The 17,167-nt window shown below is 60.4% G+C and carries 15 protein-coding genes; 7 read left to right on the forward strand and 8 right to left on the reverse strand.

Annotation, left to right across the window (positions count from 1 at the left end; translation table 11 throughout):
- Positions 1–97: 97 nt before the first annotated feature.
- Complete coding sequence (locus J2T60_RS06005) at positions 98–514, forward strand: SRPBCC family protein (RefSeq protein WP_253446781.1); 417 nt, start codon at positions 98–100, stop codon at positions 512–514.
- 5 nt (positions 515–519) lie between these two features.
- Here J2T60_RS06005 and J2T60_RS06010 read toward each other — a convergent pair whose 3' ends face one another.
- Positions 520–2,346: a 3-hydroxybutyrate oligomer hydrolase family protein gene (locus tag J2T60_RS06010; RefSeq protein ID WP_253446783.1), complete on the reverse strand. Its 1,827-nt coding sequence runs from the start codon at positions 2,344–2,346 to the stop codon at positions 520–522.
- 141 nt (positions 2,347–2,487) lie between these two features.
- Between J2T60_RS06010 and J2T60_RS06015 the strand changes: the two genes are divergently transcribed.
- On the forward strand, positions 2,488–3,252 hold the full coding sequence (locus J2T60_RS06015; RefSeq protein WP_253446785.1) for a 3-hydroxybutyrate dehydrogenase: 765 nt from the start codon (positions 2,488–2,490) through the stop codon (positions 3,250–3,252).
- Between the two features lie 26 nt (positions 3,253–3,278).
- The gene (locus tag J2T60_RS06020; RefSeq protein WP_253446788.1) at positions 3,279–3,953 is read left to right on the forward strand and encodes a response regulator; all 675 of its coding nucleotides are present in this window, start codon (positions 3,279–3,281) and stop codon (positions 3,951–3,953) included.
- On the opposite strand, the gene J2T60_RS06025 is transcribed toward J2T60_RS06020, so the two are convergent.
- The gene (locus J2T60_RS06025) at positions 3,911–7,297 is read right to left on the reverse strand and encodes a NahK/ErcS family hybrid sensor histidine kinase/response regulator (RefSeq protein ID WP_253446790.1); all 3,387 of its coding nucleotides are present in this window, start codon (positions 7,295–7,297) and stop codon (positions 3,911–3,913) included. The genes J2T60_RS06020 and J2T60_RS06025 overlap by 43 nt on opposite strands.
- 95 nt (positions 7,298–7,392) lie before the next feature.
- On the reverse strand, positions 7,393–9,636 hold the full coding sequence (locus J2T60_RS06030) for a TonB-dependent receptor (protein ID WP_253446792.1): 2,244 nt from the start codon (positions 9,634–9,636) through the stop codon (positions 7,393–7,395).
- 204 nt (positions 9,637–9,840) lie between these two features.
- Between J2T60_RS06030 and J2T60_RS06035 the strand changes: the two genes are divergently transcribed.
- The 4 genes from J2T60_RS06035 to J2T60_RS06050 all read left to right on the forward strand — a co-directional run bounded on the left by J2T60_RS06035 (position 9,841) and on the right by J2T60_RS06050 (position 13,979).
- Positions 9,841–11,154 (forward strand): GntP family permease, encoded by a 1,314-nt coding sequence (locus J2T60_RS06035; RefSeq protein ID WP_253446794.1) that lies wholly within the window; start codon positions 9,841–9,843, stop codon positions 11,152–11,154.
- Between the two features lie 266 nt (positions 11,155–11,420).
- On the forward strand, positions 11,421–12,458 hold the full coding sequence (locus J2T60_RS06040) for a hypothetical protein (RefSeq protein WP_253446796.1): 1,038 nt from the start codon (positions 11,421–11,423) through the stop codon (positions 12,456–12,458).
- Positions 12,459–12,700: 242 nt separating this feature from the next.
- Positions 12,701–13,372 carry a spermine/spermidine synthase domain-containing protein gene (locus J2T60_RS06045; RefSeq protein ID WP_253446798.1) on the forward strand — a complete coding sequence of 224 codons (672 nt, stop codon included), beginning with the start codon at positions 12,701–12,703 and terminating at the stop codon, positions 13,370–13,372.
- A gap of 112 nt (positions 13,373–13,484) precedes the next feature.
- The gene (locus J2T60_RS06050; protein WP_253446800.1) at positions 13,485–13,979 is read left to right on the forward strand and encodes a hypothetical protein; all 495 of its coding nucleotides are present in this window, start codon (positions 13,485–13,487) and stop codon (positions 13,977–13,979) included.
- A 56-nt stretch (positions 13,980–14,035) separates the two neighbouring features.
- On the opposite strand, the gene J2T60_RS06055 is transcribed toward J2T60_RS06050, so the two are convergent.
- From J2T60_RS06055 to J2T60_RS06075, 5 genes are all read right to left on the reverse strand, one after another.
- Entirely contained in the window at positions 14,036–14,899 is an 864-nt protein-coding gene (locus J2T60_RS06055; protein ID WP_253446802.1) for an anti-sigma factor family protein, read from the reverse strand.
- On the reverse strand, positions 14,896–15,405 hold the full coding sequence (locus tag J2T60_RS06060; RefSeq protein WP_253446804.1) for a sigma-70 family RNA polymerase sigma factor: 510 nt from the start codon (positions 15,403–15,405) through the stop codon (positions 14,896–14,898). Before J2T60_RS06060 ends, J2T60_RS06055 begins: the two co-directional genes overlap by 4 nt.
- A 260-nt stretch (positions 15,406–15,665) precedes the next feature.
- A complete protein-coding gene (locus tag J2T60_RS06065; RefSeq protein ID WP_253446806.1) occupies positions 15,666–16,088 on the reverse strand; it encodes a PRC-barrel domain-containing protein in 423 nt (140 codons plus the stop codon).
- A gap of 63 nt (positions 16,089–16,151) precedes the next feature.
- Positions 16,152–16,715, reverse strand: a complete 564-nt coding sequence (locus tag J2T60_RS06070; RefSeq protein ID WP_253446809.1) for a porin family protein — start codon at positions 16,713–16,715, stop codon at positions 16,152–16,154.
- Positions 16,716–16,766: 51 nt separating this feature from the next.
- Positions 16,767–16,940, reverse strand: a complete 174-nt coding sequence (locus J2T60_RS06075) for a DUF1328 domain-containing protein (RefSeq protein ID WP_253446811.1) — start codon at positions 16,938–16,940, stop codon at positions 16,767–16,769.
- Between the last annotated feature and the right edge of the window lie 227 nt (positions 16,941–17,167).

Consider the following 17,167-nt stretch of genomic DNA (forward strand, 5'->3'; position numbering starts at 1 on the left):
GCCGGTCGAAGCCGTCCAGCACCATCACAGCCCGCCCTCAAGCAGCTGCTTCCATTCTGCTAGAGTGAAGCGGTCATCACCCGTGAGCCTCAACACCATGCCGATCATTGAACACGAAGCGACGCTTAAGGCCGAACCCCAGGCCGTCTTCGAGCTGATCAGCCGGGTGGAACCCTTCGTGGATCTCACCGAGGCGGTCAAAGCCATCGAAGCCCTGGGCGATGAGCGCTACCGCTGGCATGTTCGTGTTGCCGGCTTTAAGCTCCAGTTCGAGGTTCAGGTCACCGATATCCAGCCACCCAATCATTTCGCCTGGCGTTCACTCACCGGTGTCCCCAACCGTGGCCGCTACACCCTCACCCCTACCGAGGATGGCACGCGCCTGCATTTCAAACTGGAGTACGAACTGAAAAACCGCTTACTGGAAAAGGCCGTCTCGGGCACCACCCGCTCCATCGTCCATCGACTCAGCAATGAGATCGTGGGTAATGTAGAACGGACACTGGCCCGATGATGCCCTCAAGGCCACTGCTCGGCTTCGGGCAATTCATTACCCAGCTCGCCCGGCAAGACCAGGGGCGAATCCAGGGCTTCTTCCCCGTCCAGCACCTGCCAGAGGCGTTCCAGGCCCGACTGGGCATAGGGCATTAAGGGAACATGCCGCTCACGCATTCCGGGCAGAGCTAGCAAGGCATCAAAATGCTGGCCGCCCGGGATCTCGCGATAAACCAGTCGATCCGCGCCCGCCGCCAAGGCCGCCTCCACGTAGGGACGGCTACTGAAAGCCGGTGGAACCAAACCATCCATGTCGCCATGCAGAATCAATACCGGAATCTCGGGCAATGCACCGCTGGCCCGCGTGTCGGCAACGGCCCGTCGCAAGTGATCGGCTTCTTCGCTGTCACCAATCCAGAGTTCGCGTAGACAGCCCAATCCCGCCATGGGTGGTTGCCCCTCCCCGTCCAGCAACTGAATCATCTCGTCGGGTGCGATACCCGTGCTGAGCGACCACCATTGATGTCGCTCCACTGCGGTAGCCGAGCGTGGTGCACCCGCCTCATCCACCAGGGCAGTACGGTAGCCACAGGGCATGTCGTCGGCACCGCGCCGGAGATAGGCCGAAGCGTAATTGGCGGCCACGGAACGCCACAGACCGAATCCGGCATTAATCGCCGACTGGCTCAATGCCTTGTCCGTGAACCCGGCCCGGGTCAGCTGCTCGGCGGCCTCGGCCGGGTCCGCCGCTTCAAGCCAGCCCGCTTCGGCGAGTGTCTCGCAGGCCTGACGGCCTTCCGCCAACTGGCCCGGCTGGGCCAGACTCATCCCGGACAGGGCGTCCTGATCCGCCAGCAGGCAGGGTTGGTACAGGCCTGCAAGGGTGGCGTAGTCATACAAGGAAGGCGCACCCTCCACTGTGATGTTTGGCGCCACCGCCAGTACCGCATCAACCAGTCCCGCCTGGTCGGCCTCGGCAGCCCGCAACACGGCACCGCCCCCATTGGACAGTCCGGCGGCGATCACCCTTACCCCTGCCCGGTCCACGTCATGTTCCGGGGTGGATTCCTCCAACCAAGTCAACGCCTGGTCAATGGCTGCCAAGGTGAAGCTTCCCCAGTCAGCCTCGGGGTGATCCTGAGAATGGGCGTGTTGCATGGCCACCAGCGTCGCCCCCTCGCCAGCATCCTGTGCAAACCCCAGAACTGCTTCATCGGGGGCGGCAACACGGGCATCCAGCGTCATGCCCTTCCCGGCAGCCAGGTCGAAATGATCTGTTCCCGCCCCCTTGTCTGTCATCACCAAGGCGCAACCGCGCTCCAACGACCATTTGGCCGCCAGACCAACGGCGCCGTAGACACCCCGAGAGCCGGATGCCGGCGCAGCCACCAGACAGGGCTGCTCGCTGTTGAACGAGTCCGGGAACTGCATCAGCAGGCGTGTCGGTTGGCTGTGACCATCCAAGCGAATGAACTGATGGAATTCCTGCCCCGGGATGCGCGGCAGGCTATCGTCGCCAAAGGGTGAGGGGCCATGGACATCGACAATCGCGGTCCAGTTGGCATGCATGGCCAGACGCCGCTTGTCCTCGTGGTCGGCCTGTTCCGGCTCCGCAAGCGCCGGCGCCTGGCCTTGCAGGCCATCCCAGCCCTGCCCGGCCGAAACCAGATCCTCGTGTGAGGTAACCCTTAGCTCCCCCACTGGCTCGTAAAACGTTGGCGGCGACTCAGGTGAATCCCGCTCACAGCCGCTCACCGACACCAGCAACAGACACAACAGACCTGCCAGACAAAGCCGCTCGCCGAACCCGCCATGGCTACCGCTACGATTCCAGTCCTGACTCACGCTCATCGCCCTACTCCCAATTCTCAAGCATCCAATGCTTCACAGCTTACCGCTACCCGGCCTGGCTCCGACCTGGACCTTCGTACAGGTTTCACCATGCCCGGAAAATGCTAGCGTTTTCTCAGACATCATAGGGAGCACAATCAAATGTCGCAGCGACATGTACTGATCACGGGCGCCGGCAGCGGTATCGGTGCCGGCATCGCACGCGACCTCGCTGCCAATGGCGAACAGATAACGGTGACCGACCTGTCTCGGGAAGCGCTGGACAATACCGTAACCGCAATCCGCAAGGAGGGCGGTGAGGTCGAAGCCCTGCCCCTGGACGTGGCAAGCGATGAGTCAGTCAATGCCGCCCTCGACGCCCTGGACCGGCCGGTGGATGTGCTCGTCAACAACGCCGGCCTGCAACATGTAGCGGCCCTGGCGGAATTCCCCATGGACAAGTGGGACCAGCTCATCCAGATCATGCTGGTGGGCGCGGCCCGAGTGACACGGGCGGTGCTGCCGGGGATGCAGGAACGGGATTTTGGACGGATCATCAACATAGGCTCCATCCATTCCCTGGTGGCCAGCCCCTACAAGAGTGCCTATGTGGCGGCCAAGCACGGCCTGCTCGGCCTCTCCAAGGTGGTGGCACTGGAAACAGCGAAATCAGACATTACCATCAACACCATTTGCCCCACCTATGTGAAAACGCCGCTGGTAGAGCAGCAGATCGAGGATCAGGCCCGCAGCCATGGGATCCCCAAGTCCAGAGTGGTGGACGAAATCATGCTCAAGCCCATGCCAAAGGGTGTTTTCATCAGTTTCGAGGAGCTGGCCGGCATCTGCCGCTTTCTGATGGGGCCGGCGGCGCGTAATATCACAGGACAGACCATTACTGTGGACGGCGGCTGGACCGTCACCTGAGGCCAGCACCCCGTGAATGGAGAACGATGCCACGCGTATTGATCGCCGATGATCACCCCCTGTTCCGGGCCGCCTTGAGCCAGGCCCTGGCCCAGTGTCTGCCTGATGCCGAGCTTATCGAGGCTCAGGACCTGGCCCAGACCCATGACTGCCTGACGCGCCACCCGGATACCGATCTTGTGATGCTCGACCTTCGCATGCCCGGTAGCCAGGGCCTCGCGGGCCTGGCTGCGATCCGTTGCGAGTACCCCTCCGTAGCCGTGGTCGTGGTCTCCGGCAATGAACATCCCCAGGTTATTCGCCGGGCCCTGGATCATGGCGCAGCCGGATTCATTCCCAAGAGTGCCGGGCTGGAAGAACTCACCGAAGCCATCGATGCCATCATGAATTGCCGGGAATGGATTCCACCGGGACTGGAAGAAGCCGTGGCCTCGGAGCACGGGGGGGACGAAGACCTGGCCGCCCGCATCGCCAGCCTGACCCCACAGCAGTTCCGGGTTCTGCAGATGGTCGCCGACGGCTATCTCAACAAACAGATTGCCGACCGGCTCAGTATCCAGGAACGCACCGTCAAGGCCCATATGAGCGATATCTTTCAGAAGCTGGCGGTACGTAACCGCACCCAGGCCGGCGTGGCCTTCCGCCAGCTGAGCATTGATCAGGGTGGCGAGGAACGCCGGGAAACCGAAGCCGCGGACTGAGCCCGGGCCGACATCAGGCGCCGCAGCAAGGAGCGAAGAGCCAGGGGCTTGAGGGGCTTGTGGAGGAGCTCGCAGCCGGCCCGGGCCGCGGCCTGCCGCAGGGAAGCACCATGATCGGCGCTGATCAGGATGGCTGGCAGCTCACCGAAATCTTTACGCAGACCTTCCAGAACCGCCAGGCCCGTTTCACTGCGGTCCAAGTGGTAATCCAGCACCAGCACATCCGGCAATGCGCGCCGACAGACAGCCGCCGCTCCCTCACCATCACGTGCCTCTTCCACCTCGCAACCCCAGTCCGACAACAGGCCAGAGAGCGAAGCCAGCATGGCCGAATCGTTATCCACCACCAGCGCCCGGCAGTCCAGGCGATCCCGGCCGGCCCGGGCGGGTTCGCGCTCGCTGGACGCGCCGGGCGCCACGCGCGGCACTCTAACCCCGAAGAGCGTACCCCGTCCCGGCACGGACTCCAGTACCAGTTCATGACCAAGCAAGCGGGCCATACGCTCGGCAATGGCCAGGCCAAGGCCCAAACCCGGTGCCGCTTCATCGGCGCGCAAACGGCGGAATTCCTCGAAGATCACGCCGCGCGAATCCGGCTCGATGCCTGGGCCGGTGTCCCAGACGCCGACCAGTAATTCCTCATCCTGTCGACGACAACCCAACAACACGCGCCCGCGTTCGGTATAGCGCAAGGCATTGGACAGGAAATTCTGCAGGATACGGCGCAGCATCTGTGCATCACTGCGCACCCAGGCGCGACTAGCAACCCAACGCAGGTCCAAATCCCGCTCGGCGGCAATCAGAGAGAATTCCCCGGCCAATTGGCTGAACAGCTCGTTGATGGGGAAGCGGTTGATGCGTGGCCTGAGCCCCCCGGCATCCAGCCGCGAGATATCCAGCAAGCCACTGAGCAGCGACTCGGTGGCCCCCAGGGCACCGTCGATCTGCTGAAGACTGTGGGCCTCCTCCCGGCCTTCCAGGCGCTGGGCCAAGGAATGGGTCAGCAACTGAGCAGCATTGAGCGGCTGAACCAAATCATGGCTGACAGCAGCGAGGAAACGGGTCTTAGCCTCATTGGCCCGTTCCGCCTCAGTCTTGGCCTGCTGCAACTCGGCGGTGCGCGACTGCACGCGCTGCTCCAGGGTCTCGTTGATCCGCCTCAAGGCCTCCTCGGCATGCCGGAAGTCGGTCACGTCGGTGAAGGTGGCCACAAAACCACCCCCCGGCATGGGATTACCACGAATCTCAATGATCCGCCCATCCGGCCAGGCCCGCTCCGAGCGGTAACGGGATCCGCTACGCATGTGGGCCAGCCGGCGTTCAATGGCACCCTCACCGTCGCCCGCCGCCAGCAGACCGGCGCGAGCATTGTGACGTATCAGGTCGGCAACCGGCCGGCCAACCTGAATCAACTCGGACGGATAATCGAATAGATCCAGGTAGGCCCCATTCCAGGCCACCAGGCGCAGACGGTCGTCCACCACGCACACCCCCTGGCTCATGTTTTCCAGCGCACCGGACAGAACCTCACGGCTGAAGCGGGCGCGGGCGGAAGCCTCCCCAACCATGTCCGCCACCGTATCCAGCGGTGCCGGGGCGCGCTGGCGGGCCGCATCCAGCAACAGCCGGGCAGAGGCGGCCCCCACCATGGCCGATAGTTCATGCTCCACCGCGCGTTCCAGGCTGCGGCCCTGGCTGCCGCCCTGGAACAAGCGCGCGGTCTGCTCGCTCCCGAGGAAACGGCGGGCAATGGTCTCCAGGGTCTCAGTCTCGATGCCGCTGACAGGTCCGGCGGGAGCCCGCCCCGGCCCAAGCACGCGCGCCAGCAGAAAGATCAGGGCCAGGTTTACTGCCAGACTGCTAGCCACCGCCCGGGGCAAGACATCAAGCTGGCCCAGGCCGAATAAGCCTTCCGGTGCCAGCCAAGCCAGACCCAATGGGCCACTCATCAGCCAGCCCGCAGGCCAGCCCAGAGCGGCCACCGCCAACGGCACCAGCAAGACATAGCTCCAGACCGCAATACCGGCAATGAGACCGGCAAGCACGGCACGGTCGGGCAAGCCCGGACGATAGACGGCAAGCACCACCGCCGGGGCCAGCTGGGCAAGGCCGGAGAAGGACAGCGCCCCGATATCCCCCAGGGGCTCGGCCACCCCCAGGGCCCGGCTGTAGCCATAGGCGAGCAGCAGCACCACCAGAATACCCAGGCGTCGCTGGGTCCTGACCGAAATGGGCAGTTTCCCCTCGCGCCCGCCGGCGTGCCGCAACAGGGCGGGGGTCAGCCAATGGTTGCCGATCATGATCGACAGGGTGAGGCTGGCGAGAATAACCATGCCAGTGGCCGCGCTCAGCCCCCCAAGAAAGGCAAACAGTGCCAGCCCCGTCTGCCCCTCCATCATTGGCAACTGCAGCACGTAGAGATCGGGCGGCACCCCAGCCGGTCCCAGCAACTCGCCACCGGCCCGGGCCAGAGGCAGGATGGGCAGGCTGATCAGTATCAGGAACAGGGGGAACAGCCAGCGGGCGGTTCGCATGTGGGCCGGATCACGACATTCAACGATGCCGATGTGGAACTGATGCGGCAGGGTAAACATGGCCAGGGCACCCAGCAGCATCAGGGTGAAGAAGCTGTCGAGGTTGCGAAATTCCGGCCGCGGCGTATTGGCGAGCAGATCCCCCGGCCCGGAGTAAAGAACAAAGACGACAAATCCCCCCAGGGCCAACATGGCCGCCAGTTTGAACAGGGACTCGAAGCCCATGGCAAAGACCAGACCCCGATTATGGGCGGTGGCCGCCGCCCAGCGGGTACCGAAGACCATGGCGAACACCGCGATGATCACCGCCACGTAAAACGCCAGATCCTGCCAGGCAGGTGGTTCGCCCCCTCCTACCTCGCCCATGCTCAGGGCACTGAAGCTCATGGCCACGGCCTTGAGCTGCAGCGCGATATAAGGCACCAGGCCAATCAATGCGACAGCAGTGACGGCCGCCGCCAGGGAGGAACTCTTGCCGAATCGGCTGGCGATGAAATCGGCGATGCTGGTGCTATTATGCTGCTTGCTAAGCCGCACCAAGCGGACCAGGAAGGGCCAGCCAAGGACAAACAACAGAATGGTGCCAATAAAGGTGGGCGGCACCGGCCAGCCGAACTCTGCCGCCTGGGTAGTGGTGCCATAAAAGGTCCAGGCGGTGCAGTAGACCGCCAGGGACAGAACATAGACCGTGGGCCAGATTCGATGCCAAAGCCGACTGGGCCGCTCGCCCAAGGAGGCCATGGCAAAGAGTAGACCCAGCCAGGCCAGGACCGCCAGGATCAGAGTGGCAATAGTGACCGTCTGGGTCATGAATTCAGCATCCCACTAAGCGAAGCATCAGAATACCTCACAGCAAACGGCCCCGCGAACGCGGGGCCGTCATGTCACCAGCCAAAGGCATCCAATCAATAATAATGTCGCAGGGACACCATCCAGTGGCGAGGTGCCCCGAAGAAAGCCCCCTGGATATTACCGACACTGGAGAACTCCTGGGCGTCCACCTTGTAAAGCTCATCGCTGAGGTTGCGAACACCGGCCGATACTTCCCAACGTGCATCCGGCGTACGGTAACGGGCCTGGGCGTTAAACAGCCAGTAGGCTTCCTGGAACAAGCGCGGCTGGTTGTCCACGCTGAGCGCCGTATCGTCCCGATACTGAGTGTCACCGCTGAAGGTCAGCGTACCGCCGTTGGGCAAGTGGAAGTCGTGAAGCAGCCCCAGACGGAAAGTCATATCGGGAGAAAACGGCACCACATCATCGGAGCGGTCGGCACCATCGGCGCGGACGTCAAAAAATTCCTTGTAGCGGGCATCCAGCAAGCCCAACTGCATGGAAAGCTGGGTGTCATCCGCCACCTGCGCCACCGCCTCCAGTTCCAGGCCATCGATCCGCAACTCACCGGCATTAATGACCGGGAAGCTGTCGATATCTTCGGCCACCCGGGCCTGGAAATCCTGGTAATCACTGCGGAATACCGCCCAGTTGGTCAGAAGGCGACCATCCAGGAAGGTGGCCTTCAGACCCAGTTCGTAGGTATCGACGATTTCCGGATCAAAGGCCCCGGTGTCATCGGGCGCATTGGCACGGCCATTGAAGCCCCCGGCTTTGTAGCCGCGACTGGCAGAGCCGTAGGCCATCATGGTCTCATCAAACTCATAACTCAGACTGAATGAGGGCGTAATTTCAGACCAGCTGTCCTTGTCCTCGAAGGCAAAGATCTCTTCCAGTAACTCGACGTTGGAGTAGGTCGTGGTGGTACGGAAGTACTCCTTCTCGTCCCTGGAATAACGGGCACCCGCGGAGAACTGCCAGCGCTCGGCAAAATCCCAGGTACCTTGACCAAAGACGGCGTAGCTGGTGGTGCGAAGGTCGTCATCAATGGTGCGCAGGAAATCCACGGGCTGGCCGGCAAAGGTAAAGGCATCGTCGGCGATAGCCCGTTGATGGGACGGCACGTCTTCCTCCATGTAGAAAAGACCGGTCACGGCCCGGAAGTTGTCGCCGCCATCGTAATGGAACTGAAATTCCTGGCTGAATTGAGACTGATCCAGCGCCACCAGAGATTCGGTAACCGAGAATTCAGAGTTATCGAAATCAAGCCAGAAGTCGGTATCCAATTCCCGGTAGGCACTGATGCCTTTCATGCGCCAGTACTCGTTCAAGCCCAGGTCCCAGCTGGCACTGAAACCCCAGTGGTCCAGGTCTTGGCCCTGCCCGGGCTCAAGATTCGTGGAGGCACGAAAATCAAAATCCTGTTCCGGCGCCGACATCAGCACCGTGCTTTCCCCCGTGGCCAGATCAACCTGGATCAGGTCTTCCTGTTGCTGGCCCAGGGTGGCAGCTGCCCGTTGACGGGTGTAATCCCAACTCAGGGTCAGATTGAAATCCATTGCCGGATCATAGTGAAGCTTGGCGCGTAGAGCCTCGCTATCGTCATCATTGAAGTCGCGCCCGGAAATGGGATCTTCCACATAGCCGTCCATGCCAGTAACCAGGCCAGAGACGGACATAGCCCAGTCATTACCCAGGCCTCCGCCCGCATAAAACTGACCGTTGTAACGGCCGTAATCGCCATATCCGACCTCGGCAATGGCTTCGGGAACCTCCCCGGGCGTGCGCGTCACAAGCTTAATGGCCCCCGCCGGTGAGTTTCGGCCATAGAGTGTCCCCTGGGGCCCACGAAGTACCTCGACCCGTTCCACATCAAAGAGATTGAACAGCCCGCCCTGAATCCGGGACATGTAGACATCATCCACATAGATACCCACCCCCGGATCAAAGCTCTGCAGTGCATCCGGCTGACCAATGCCCCGAATAAAGGCATTCACACTACTAGCCGATGCACGGCCCTGGGCAATGTTGACGTTGGGCACCGCCCCTTGAATGTCATCGAGCTGTACGGCCTGCAGATCTCGGATATCCTCGCTGCTGAAGGCAGTCACGGCCACCGGTACTTCCTGGAGGGTTTCTTCCACCCGCCGGGTGGTCACCGCCACCCTCCCAAGATCACGAGCTTCTTCATCGGCAGCTTGGCCTTGGCTTTGACCTTGGACCTCTTCCTGCTCCGCCTCCGCGCTTTCGGTCAAGGCCGGAACGGGCAGCAGCAACAAACTCACCAAGCTGCATGCGGAAAGTCGCTTGATATCCATGTGGACTCCTCAAGTTCACTGACTCGGGTGCAGCGGCCGATGCCCCTGCAGACTTGCCTGACACTCATGGAGCCTAGAGTCCACCACCCCGGGTGTAACTTGTACTTTGGTACAGTTTCGCCGCCCGTGGTGGACAGTCGACCATGATTCCCGGGAAACGACCGGGCAGGTCCCGGTGAGATCACCCTGACCGGGAGTCACGGGATGCTGAGTGTCATCGGATTGCTGGGCGCACTGACGCTTCTAATCTACCTCACCATGCGCGGGCTGAGCCTGTTCGTGGCAACACCCTTCTGTGCCCTGATTGTGGCCCTTACCAGCGGCCTGGCTCTGCTGCCTCCCCTGGCCGAAACCGAGGACATGGATCTGGTCAGTCAATACATGGAGGGCTTCACCGGCTTTATCGCCTCCTGGTTTTTCGTTTTCCTGCTCGGCTCCCTGTTCGGCAAAATGATGGAAGCCTCCGGCTCGGCGGAGAGCGTTGCCAACTGGATTATCAATCATCTGGGTACAAAACGGGCCGCTCTAGCGGTCGTAATGGCCTGCGCTGTACTGACCTATGGTGGCGTCAGCCTGTTCGTGGTGGCCTTCTCCGTCTACCCCATGGCGGTCAGCCTGTTCCGCGAGGCCAATCTGCCCCGCCGATTCATCCCCGCTACCCTGGCTTTCGGCTCCGTGACTTTCACCATGACGTCCGCGGGCTCGCCCGAGATTCAGAACTGGATTCCCGTTGAACACCTTGGAACCAGCCCCCTGGCCGCCTGGGAAGCCAGCCTGATTGTGGCCATCTTCATGGCCACTACCGGCTACTGGTGGCTGACCTGGATGCTGAAACGCGCGGTCAAGCGTGGGGAGACATTCGACACAAGGGAAGAAGATACCGCCACCCGCCGAGACAACCTGCCCCATCCGGGCCTGGCCATTATCCCGCTTAGTCTGGTGTTGGGCATTTCCTTCACCACCCATGACACCCTGGGCACCTCGGCCCTGATTCTGGCCCTGCTGGCCGGCTGCATCGGCGCCGCGCTGACCAATCCCCGTTATCTCAAGGCGCCGGGTCAGGCGCTCACCGATGGTGGAATCGGTGCCCTGATTGCGATCGGCAATACCTCCGCGGTGGTGGGCTTTGGCTCCGTCGCCCGCGTCTCACCCGCCTTCGAGTCGGCCGTGGACTGGGTTACCGGCATTCCCGGCGCCGGCCTCACCACCGCCGCCCTGGCCGTTTCCGTGATCGCCGCCCTCACCGGCTCCGCCTCCGGTGGCCAGGCCATCGCCCTGCCCATCCTGGGCCAGCACTACATTGACCAGGGCGTGGACCCCGATCAACTCCATCGCACCGTGGCCATTTCCTCTGGTGCCCTGGACTCCCTGCCCCATAATGGCTACGTGGTTACCACCATCCGCGCCATCTGCAAGGAAACCCATGCCGCAGCCTACGCCCCGGTGGGTGCCCTCACGGTCATCGTACCCCTGGCCGGCCTGGTCTTATGCCTGGGATTGTTTGCCATCGGGCTGTAAACAAGGCTGCAGCGAGCGCGGGAACAACGGCGCGATGGCCATCATTAAGACCGGAAAATGCAGGGGGGGTATTCACCCCCACGTGAGCCCCTCCGTGATCCCCAAGCAACTGTTTTTCCCCATCTTATATGACGATAAGGATTTACACCGTTGTTTAGCCGTTTATTCGATTGCTAGCCTCGACGCCAATCTCGAGAGCCCCAGGCAGGCCCTCCGCCTGCCACCGCCCCGGGATTGCCTCAATGGCCTGGCAAGGAAATTGACCCATGATGGCCACTGGAGGGGAAGCAATACGGAAGAATGATCTCGAAAAGGAGGGAGGCAAAATGACACAGGAAGAATCACACAGACCCATATGGATCGTACTCATCGCAGCTGTTTTCTCCATCACTCTCATCGCGTGTGGCAGTGACAGTGACAATGGCAATGGTGACGACAACGGCGATGATAACGGCGATCCGAGTGGCAACGGCGAAGGTAGCGACCATGGCATTGTGATCGACGGACATGAGGCAATGACCAGTGGTGTTCTGGATCCCGATGAAACCGATGAATATCTTGCAACCGTGCCTGAAGATGCAGAAGTAGTATATGCCACCACAGAAGAAGTCGGGCATCAGTACACGCTGACTTTATCCCGGGTTGATGGGGGTAGCAGTTCAAGAGGTGGATCCGGATCTCATGAAGCCAGCATAAACAATTTCGGCGAGAATGAGTACAGAATCCTCGTATCCAACGCATCGGATGAGGAGATTGAATACGAATTGACTGTTTATCTCGATCCGGAGGACGTAGAGATCGAACTGGAAGAGGTCGACGGGGACCAATCTTCAGCCAAGGCCGTGACCTACGCTAGCCCGACATCCAATCTCGAGAATCATTTCTCAGCAGCTGGCCAACAGCTGCCGGTAATCGGGGATATTATAAACAAAGCGGCGATCCAGACTGAGGAACGTGTTGTCTACGACCTCCATGGGGAGGATCGTATAATCGGTGATGTCACCATCCTGGTTGAGCGCGGCATGGCCGAAAGGCAGGTACGCTTCTACGGGCGGATCGAAGCTGAAGGAACCGATCAGCGGTTTGCAACTCATGTGGATGCTCCGGCAGTACTCGACAGCGAAACAAAGCACCTACTACAGGGTCAGTTCTGGGTGTTCGCCGAAGGGCGTATAAGTCACGGCCGCATGGGTCATGACACGGGTACCGATTCGGATGTTCAGTTGATCAGCAAGCCTGGCCCAATGGTCAAGGAAGTGACCCTGAATGAGCTGTCAAGCCAGCACACGCTGAAAGCACACTGACCCCTATCCAACCGCAATCGGCCTACCAGGGCCCGCGTGATTTCCGATCACGCGGGCCCATTTCTTTCTGGCCACAAGAAAGCTGGCAAAACCGCGCCCCCTCCTGCGGTATCCTTAGGAACCACACCGGCGCAAAGCCCGGATTCAAACTCGGCCTACCCTGGGACACTGAATTAGTATCAATTCACAACCCCAGGCAATGTGGGACAGAAGACCGGAAACCCCTGACGGAAACTGACTTCATGGCTAAATTCATGGAAATTGGGACGGCGGATATCCCCGGCCAAGGCACCCGACTCCGCCTGCTGCAGCGCAATGACGAATTCTCCATCAAGATTGCCGGCAAAACCGGCGAATTGATGAGCACCCGCCTGCACGGCTCGGAAGATGCCCTGGGCGAGTTGGCCTGCCGCCGCATCACCCAGCGGAAAAAGCCTCGAGTACTGATCGGTGGCCTGGGCATGGGGTTCACCCTGCGCGCGGCCCTGGACAGTCTGTCGAAAGACGCCGAAGCTGTCGTCTCGGAACTGGTCCCCGGTGTGGTGGAGTGGAACCATGGCCCCCTGGGATCGGCCTCCGACTACCCACTCAATGACCCGCGAACCCAAGTCGTTCTGGGCGATGTGGGAAAAGTGCTGAAGCAGGAAGTGGGCGGCTTTGATGCCATCATGCTGGACGTGGACAACGGCCCGGAAGGCCTGACCCGCAAGGAAAACAACGGGCTCTACTCCGATGCCGGCCTGGCCACCGCCCAGAAGGCCCTGCGTCCCGACGGCGTCTTGGCCGTCTGGTCCGCCGGGCAAGACCGGAATTTCAGCGAGCGCCTGCGCCGGGCCGGATTTCAGGTGGAGGAATGCACCGTCCGCGCCCACCGGGGCAAAGGCGCCAAACACTGCATCTGGCTGGCCTGGTGAGATGTACGGTACAACCCGAACAATCGGCATCACCCTGACCATAAGCCTTCTTGGCCTTCTGCTCAGCGGCTGCGCCGGCCGGGTTAGCCCGCCGCCCGAGCCGGATGATTCGATGGAAATTTACCTGCTCGACCACGGCCCCCACTCCAGCCTGGCACTGCCCCGGCAGTCCGGCGGCATGGTCCGCTACAAGTACTGCGACTGGCGCTGGTGTGTCCAAGGGCGGCGCCACCCCCTCTCAGGCACGGCCGCCCTGTTCTGGCCCACCGCCAGCGGCCTGGGCCGCGGCCAACACCCGGACGTGGACGGCAGAGAAGGCCTGGAGAAACTCGCGCCGGAAGGTATATCCCGGGTGCACCCCCTCAAGGCCGATGCCGAAAAGGCCATGGCGTTAAAACAGCGTCTGGATAGCCATTTCGAAGAAGCAGACGAAGAGCCGACCTACAACACCGAATTCGCCATGGCATTCGTGTCCTACCCCAGCGGCTACTGGCTGGCCCACCAATCCAACCTGATAATCGCCCAATGGCTCAGGGAAATGGGTTTTGAGGTTCAGAGCCTCCCGCTATCGTTCGCCTGGCGCATTGTGTCGACGGATGAATACTAGCCTTACCCAGACCGGATAGAACCATGGTTTCGCACCCAACGGGACATCTGATGGGCTTACTCGAACTGTCCCAACAAGGTCTCGCCGAGCGAAGTAATTTGCTCCTTGTCCAAGCCGCCCAGCAATGCATAGCTGGCGGAACCGGAGCCGCTACTCCAGTAGTAGATGGGGACATCATCCTGTTCAACATAAGACCCATCGGCCCCTCTGGGACCACTGGTGGCACGGGAGACGCCATGCCGCCCGGGGCTATCCACATAAGTAAAATGCAAAACCACCCGGCCCTTGTCCTCCCCCTCGTATATGAGCTGGCCGGAATGGCCGCGGGCGGCCGGCAATTCCCGAGCCCCCACAAATGAGAAGCCCTCCTCCTCCAGGTCAGGGACGAAGATGTCGAGTTCACGTTCACTCTTCAATCGCTCACCGAAGCTACCCAGGCTTTCCTCCAGCCCCGATCCGGCCCAGGGGGAATCCTCACGTGCAAGAATTGAATAGGAACTAACTGCTTCATGCAGAAACATCTGTAAGGCCAGTTGCTCCGCCTGGCGCTCCACCACGATTCCATGCGTTACCCAACCCGCCACTGCACTGACGACAAGCCCCACCGACGCAGCAGCCGCTACAGAAAAGAAGCGCCGCCAGGGCCGACCGACAACAGTTTCCCGGGCTGCTGAATCTGGCTTTGACTCGTCAACGGTTTCCAGCAGTCGATCAGGCACCGCCTCTTCAAGCACGCCCGACAGTTCCGTACGCAGGGTCTCCTCCTGCAGGCGGTAGGCTTCTAGGCGGGCCTGTGCATCCGGAGACTGGCGAAGTAACTGCTCAATTTGATGACGCTCTTCCGCATCAAGCTCATCGTCCAGATACGCACTCAGGGTTCGGATATCGATCTGTCCTTCCTGTTCGCCGTCATACGTCATAACCCACCCTCCTCGGAGACATTGCCTAAGGACCCCGAGTTAATCTCCACTCTCAGGTTTTCACGGGCACGGGACAAGCGGGAACGGACAGTCCCCACCGGGACCGACAAAGTAAACGAGGCCTCCTCATAGGAAAGCCCCGATACCGCCACCAGCAGTAATGCATCACGCTGGTCGGCCGGTAATTGGGAAACCGCATCATGAACCCGCTCCAGATCCGCTGAGTATTCCTGATTGGCCGGTATGCCATCCGTTTCCGGATAATGGCTTTGAAATCGGTTTTCCCGATCCCGGCGTCGCACGGAAGAAACGAAATGGTTATGCAGGATGCGAAACAGCCATGGCCGAAGCCGCTTTGAAGCATCCCATTGCGCCGACCGCTCCAAGGCCTTCTCGAGGCAAGCCTGGACCAGATCGTCCGCCTCTTCCGGATTTCGCACCAATGCCCTTGCATAGCGGCGCAGATGCGGTATTTCCACGGTAATCAGGGAGCGAAAATGTTTCATTTAAAGTCGGCCCCCTCCAATCTGCCCCGATCGACCGCCTTCGCCGTACGGAATAGCAAGAACGCCAGATACGTCGTCTCGGTGGTGTAGCCCCACAGAGTCGGCGCCATCTTTCCACAGCTTCATTGGCTACTTTTCCCATTTTAATACCATCCCGTCAAGTCCCCACGTTTCCGGGGCCGAAACGCAAGCAGCAGGGGCAGAATGCCTGCCCCTGCTGGGTGAAGTCCCTTTCCTCCCAGGACATGACCGTTCAGTGGTCACTGCGCTTCATATTCAACAGCCTGCCTGAGAGATTCCTCGTCCGCTTCGGCTTCCACATGGATATCCCGGCCGGAATCATCCGGGCGGATCTCCAAGGCATCCCAGGCGATGGCAACATCCTTCTCTCCAACACCCAGGAACCCGCCTACACCGACCAGGGCACCCACGATTTCACCATCATCACTCAGGATAAGATCGTTGATGGAACCGATGGACTCATCCTCGACTTTGCTTTCCACCTCCTGACCAATCAGCTTATCCGCGTGAATGGTGTTTTCCGGGGAATCCGAAAAGAAGGTGTCCTCGTCGAATGTTTCTTCACCCATGTCATCGGACTGACCATTGGCTATCAGACTTACTCCCAGCATCAATGCCAGACCGGAAACTGCAGAAAACTTGAAAAAATCGTGATACTTCATGATTGCCTCCTTTGCTTCATGCTCTCCATTTACTTCAGGTTTGAAAAAATGATCAGTCCCTGATCAGAAACGGTACTGGACATAAAGAGCGGCCAGATCCAGATCCGTGTCGTCCATGGCCATACGGTCATATTCCAGGCGCAGATCGGTGGTCTCACTCAAGGTAAAACGGGCACCCACGCCATAGAACATGTCATCCCCATCATCACTGTGGGAAATCGGGCCGATGGAGCGTTCCCGGTCCCAGTACATCTGCCCAACCCGGGCATAGGGGGCGAACCACTGCGAGACTGGGATGGCGGCGACACCGGCAATGGTCCAACCGTCGGCATCCAGACTCAATTCACCATCATTGGTTTCACCGAAGTCGTTGTAGCCCACTTCCAGTGAAAAAATTCGATTGAATTCCAATCCGCCAAAGACTCGCCAGGCAGCACGGTTATCCCTGAGCTCATCGTCTTCGTCCAGGAAGTCCTCGTCATCCAGCCGGTAATAACCGAAGCCACCACCCACATAGCCACGGAGCTCCTGATCCAATGGATCCTCGGCCGTTGCCTGGGCAGTCACCGCTCCCGTTGAAGCGAGCAAAAATATACCTGTGATCAATGAAATGATTTTCTCTGACATAATCATGCGTTCTCCTTCCCTACCATTTTCGGCGAATGATGAGTGCATTGGCTAAAGTGGGGGACGCCCTCGTAGCGCGCTGGCCACAAGGGAAATCGCCAGCAAGACCAAAAAGATCACAAAAATGATCTTGGCGATTTCAGCAGCCGCACCGGCAATCCCGGTAAATCCGAGAACGCCCGCAACAATGGCAATGATGAAAAAGATCACAACCCAGGCGATCATAGGCCTCCCTCCTGATTACAATCGGGCCAATCCTGCCCTGCGCCTGTCTGGCACATCGTCATTCCTGTCTCCGCCAACACATGGTCTTCCCTGATTAAAACTGACTGCCCGGACCACGGCTCAATATGGCCCGGGCAGCCACGACAGTCGGCATTTCCTTATCTCCGCCTGTCTATACCCACATACGCCCGAACCCGTAGATGGGTTCCATGGAATATGGATGGAAT

Source organism: Natronospira proteinivora, from assembly GCF_024170465.1.
GTDB classification, from domain to species: Bacteria; Pseudomonadota; Gammaproteobacteria; order Natronospirales; family Natronospiraceae; genus Natronospira; species Natronospira proteinivora.

Excerpts from the sequence above, each read along its gene's own strand:
- J2T60_RS06020 (WP_253446788.1), top strand. The coding sequence starts at position 3,279 with ATGCCACGCGTATTGATCGCCGATGATCACCCCCTGTTCCGGGCCGCC.
- J2T60_RS06075 (WP_253446811.1), bottom strand. The coding sequence starts at position 16,940 with ATGATCGCCTGGGTTGTGATCTTTTTCATCATTGCCATTGTTGCGGGC.
- J2T60_RS06060 (WP_253446804.1), bottom strand. The coding sequence starts at position 15,405 with ATGAAACATTTTCGCTCCCTGATTACCGTGGAAATACCGCATCTGCGC.
- J2T60_RS06055 (WP_253446802.1), bottom strand. The coding sequence starts at position 14,899 with ATGACGTATGACGGCGAACAGGAAGGACAGATCGATATCCGAACCCTG.
- J2T60_RS06035 (WP_253446794.1), top strand. The coding sequence starts at position 9,841 with ATGCTGAGTGTCATCGGATTGCTGGGCGCACTGACGCTTCTAATCTAC.
- J2T60_RS06015 (WP_253446785.1), top strand. The coding sequence starts at position 2,488 with ATGTCGCAGCGACATGTACTGATCACGGGCGCCGGCAGCGGTATCGGT.
- J2T60_RS06065 (WP_253446806.1), bottom strand. The coding sequence starts at position 16,088 with ATGAAGTATCACGATTTTTTCAAGTTTTCTGCAGTTTCCGGTCTGGCA.
- J2T60_RS06010 (WP_253446783.1), bottom strand. The coding sequence starts at position 2,346 with ATGAGCGTGAGTCAGGACTGGAATCGTAGCGGTAGCCATGGCGGGTTC.
- J2T60_RS06070 (WP_253446809.1), bottom strand. The coding sequence starts at position 16,715 with ATGTCAGAGAAAATCATTTCATTGATCACAGGTATATTTTTGCTCGCT.
- J2T60_RS06045 (WP_253446798.1), top strand. The coding sequence starts at position 12,701 with ATGGCTAAATTCATGGAAATTGGGACGGCGGATATCCCCGGCCAAGGC.
- J2T60_RS06040 (WP_253446796.1), top strand. The coding sequence starts at position 11,421 with ATGATGGCCACTGGAGGGGAAGCAATACGGAAGAATGATCTCGAAAAG.
- J2T60_RS06030 (WP_253446792.1), bottom strand. The coding sequence starts at position 9,636 with ATGGATATCAAGCGACTTTCCGCATGCAGCTTGGTGAGTTTGTTGCTG.
- J2T60_RS06005 (WP_253446781.1), top strand. The coding sequence starts at position 98 with ATGCCGATCATTGAACACGAAGCGACGCTTAAGGCCGAACCCCAGGCC.
- J2T60_RS06025 (WP_253446790.1), bottom strand. The coding sequence starts at position 7,297 with ATGACCCAGACGGTCACTATTGCCACTCTGATCCTGGCGGTCCTGGCC.
- J2T60_RS06050 (WP_253446800.1), top strand. The coding sequence starts at position 13,485 with ATGGAAATTTACCTGCTCGACCACGGCCCCCACTCCAGCCTGGCACTG.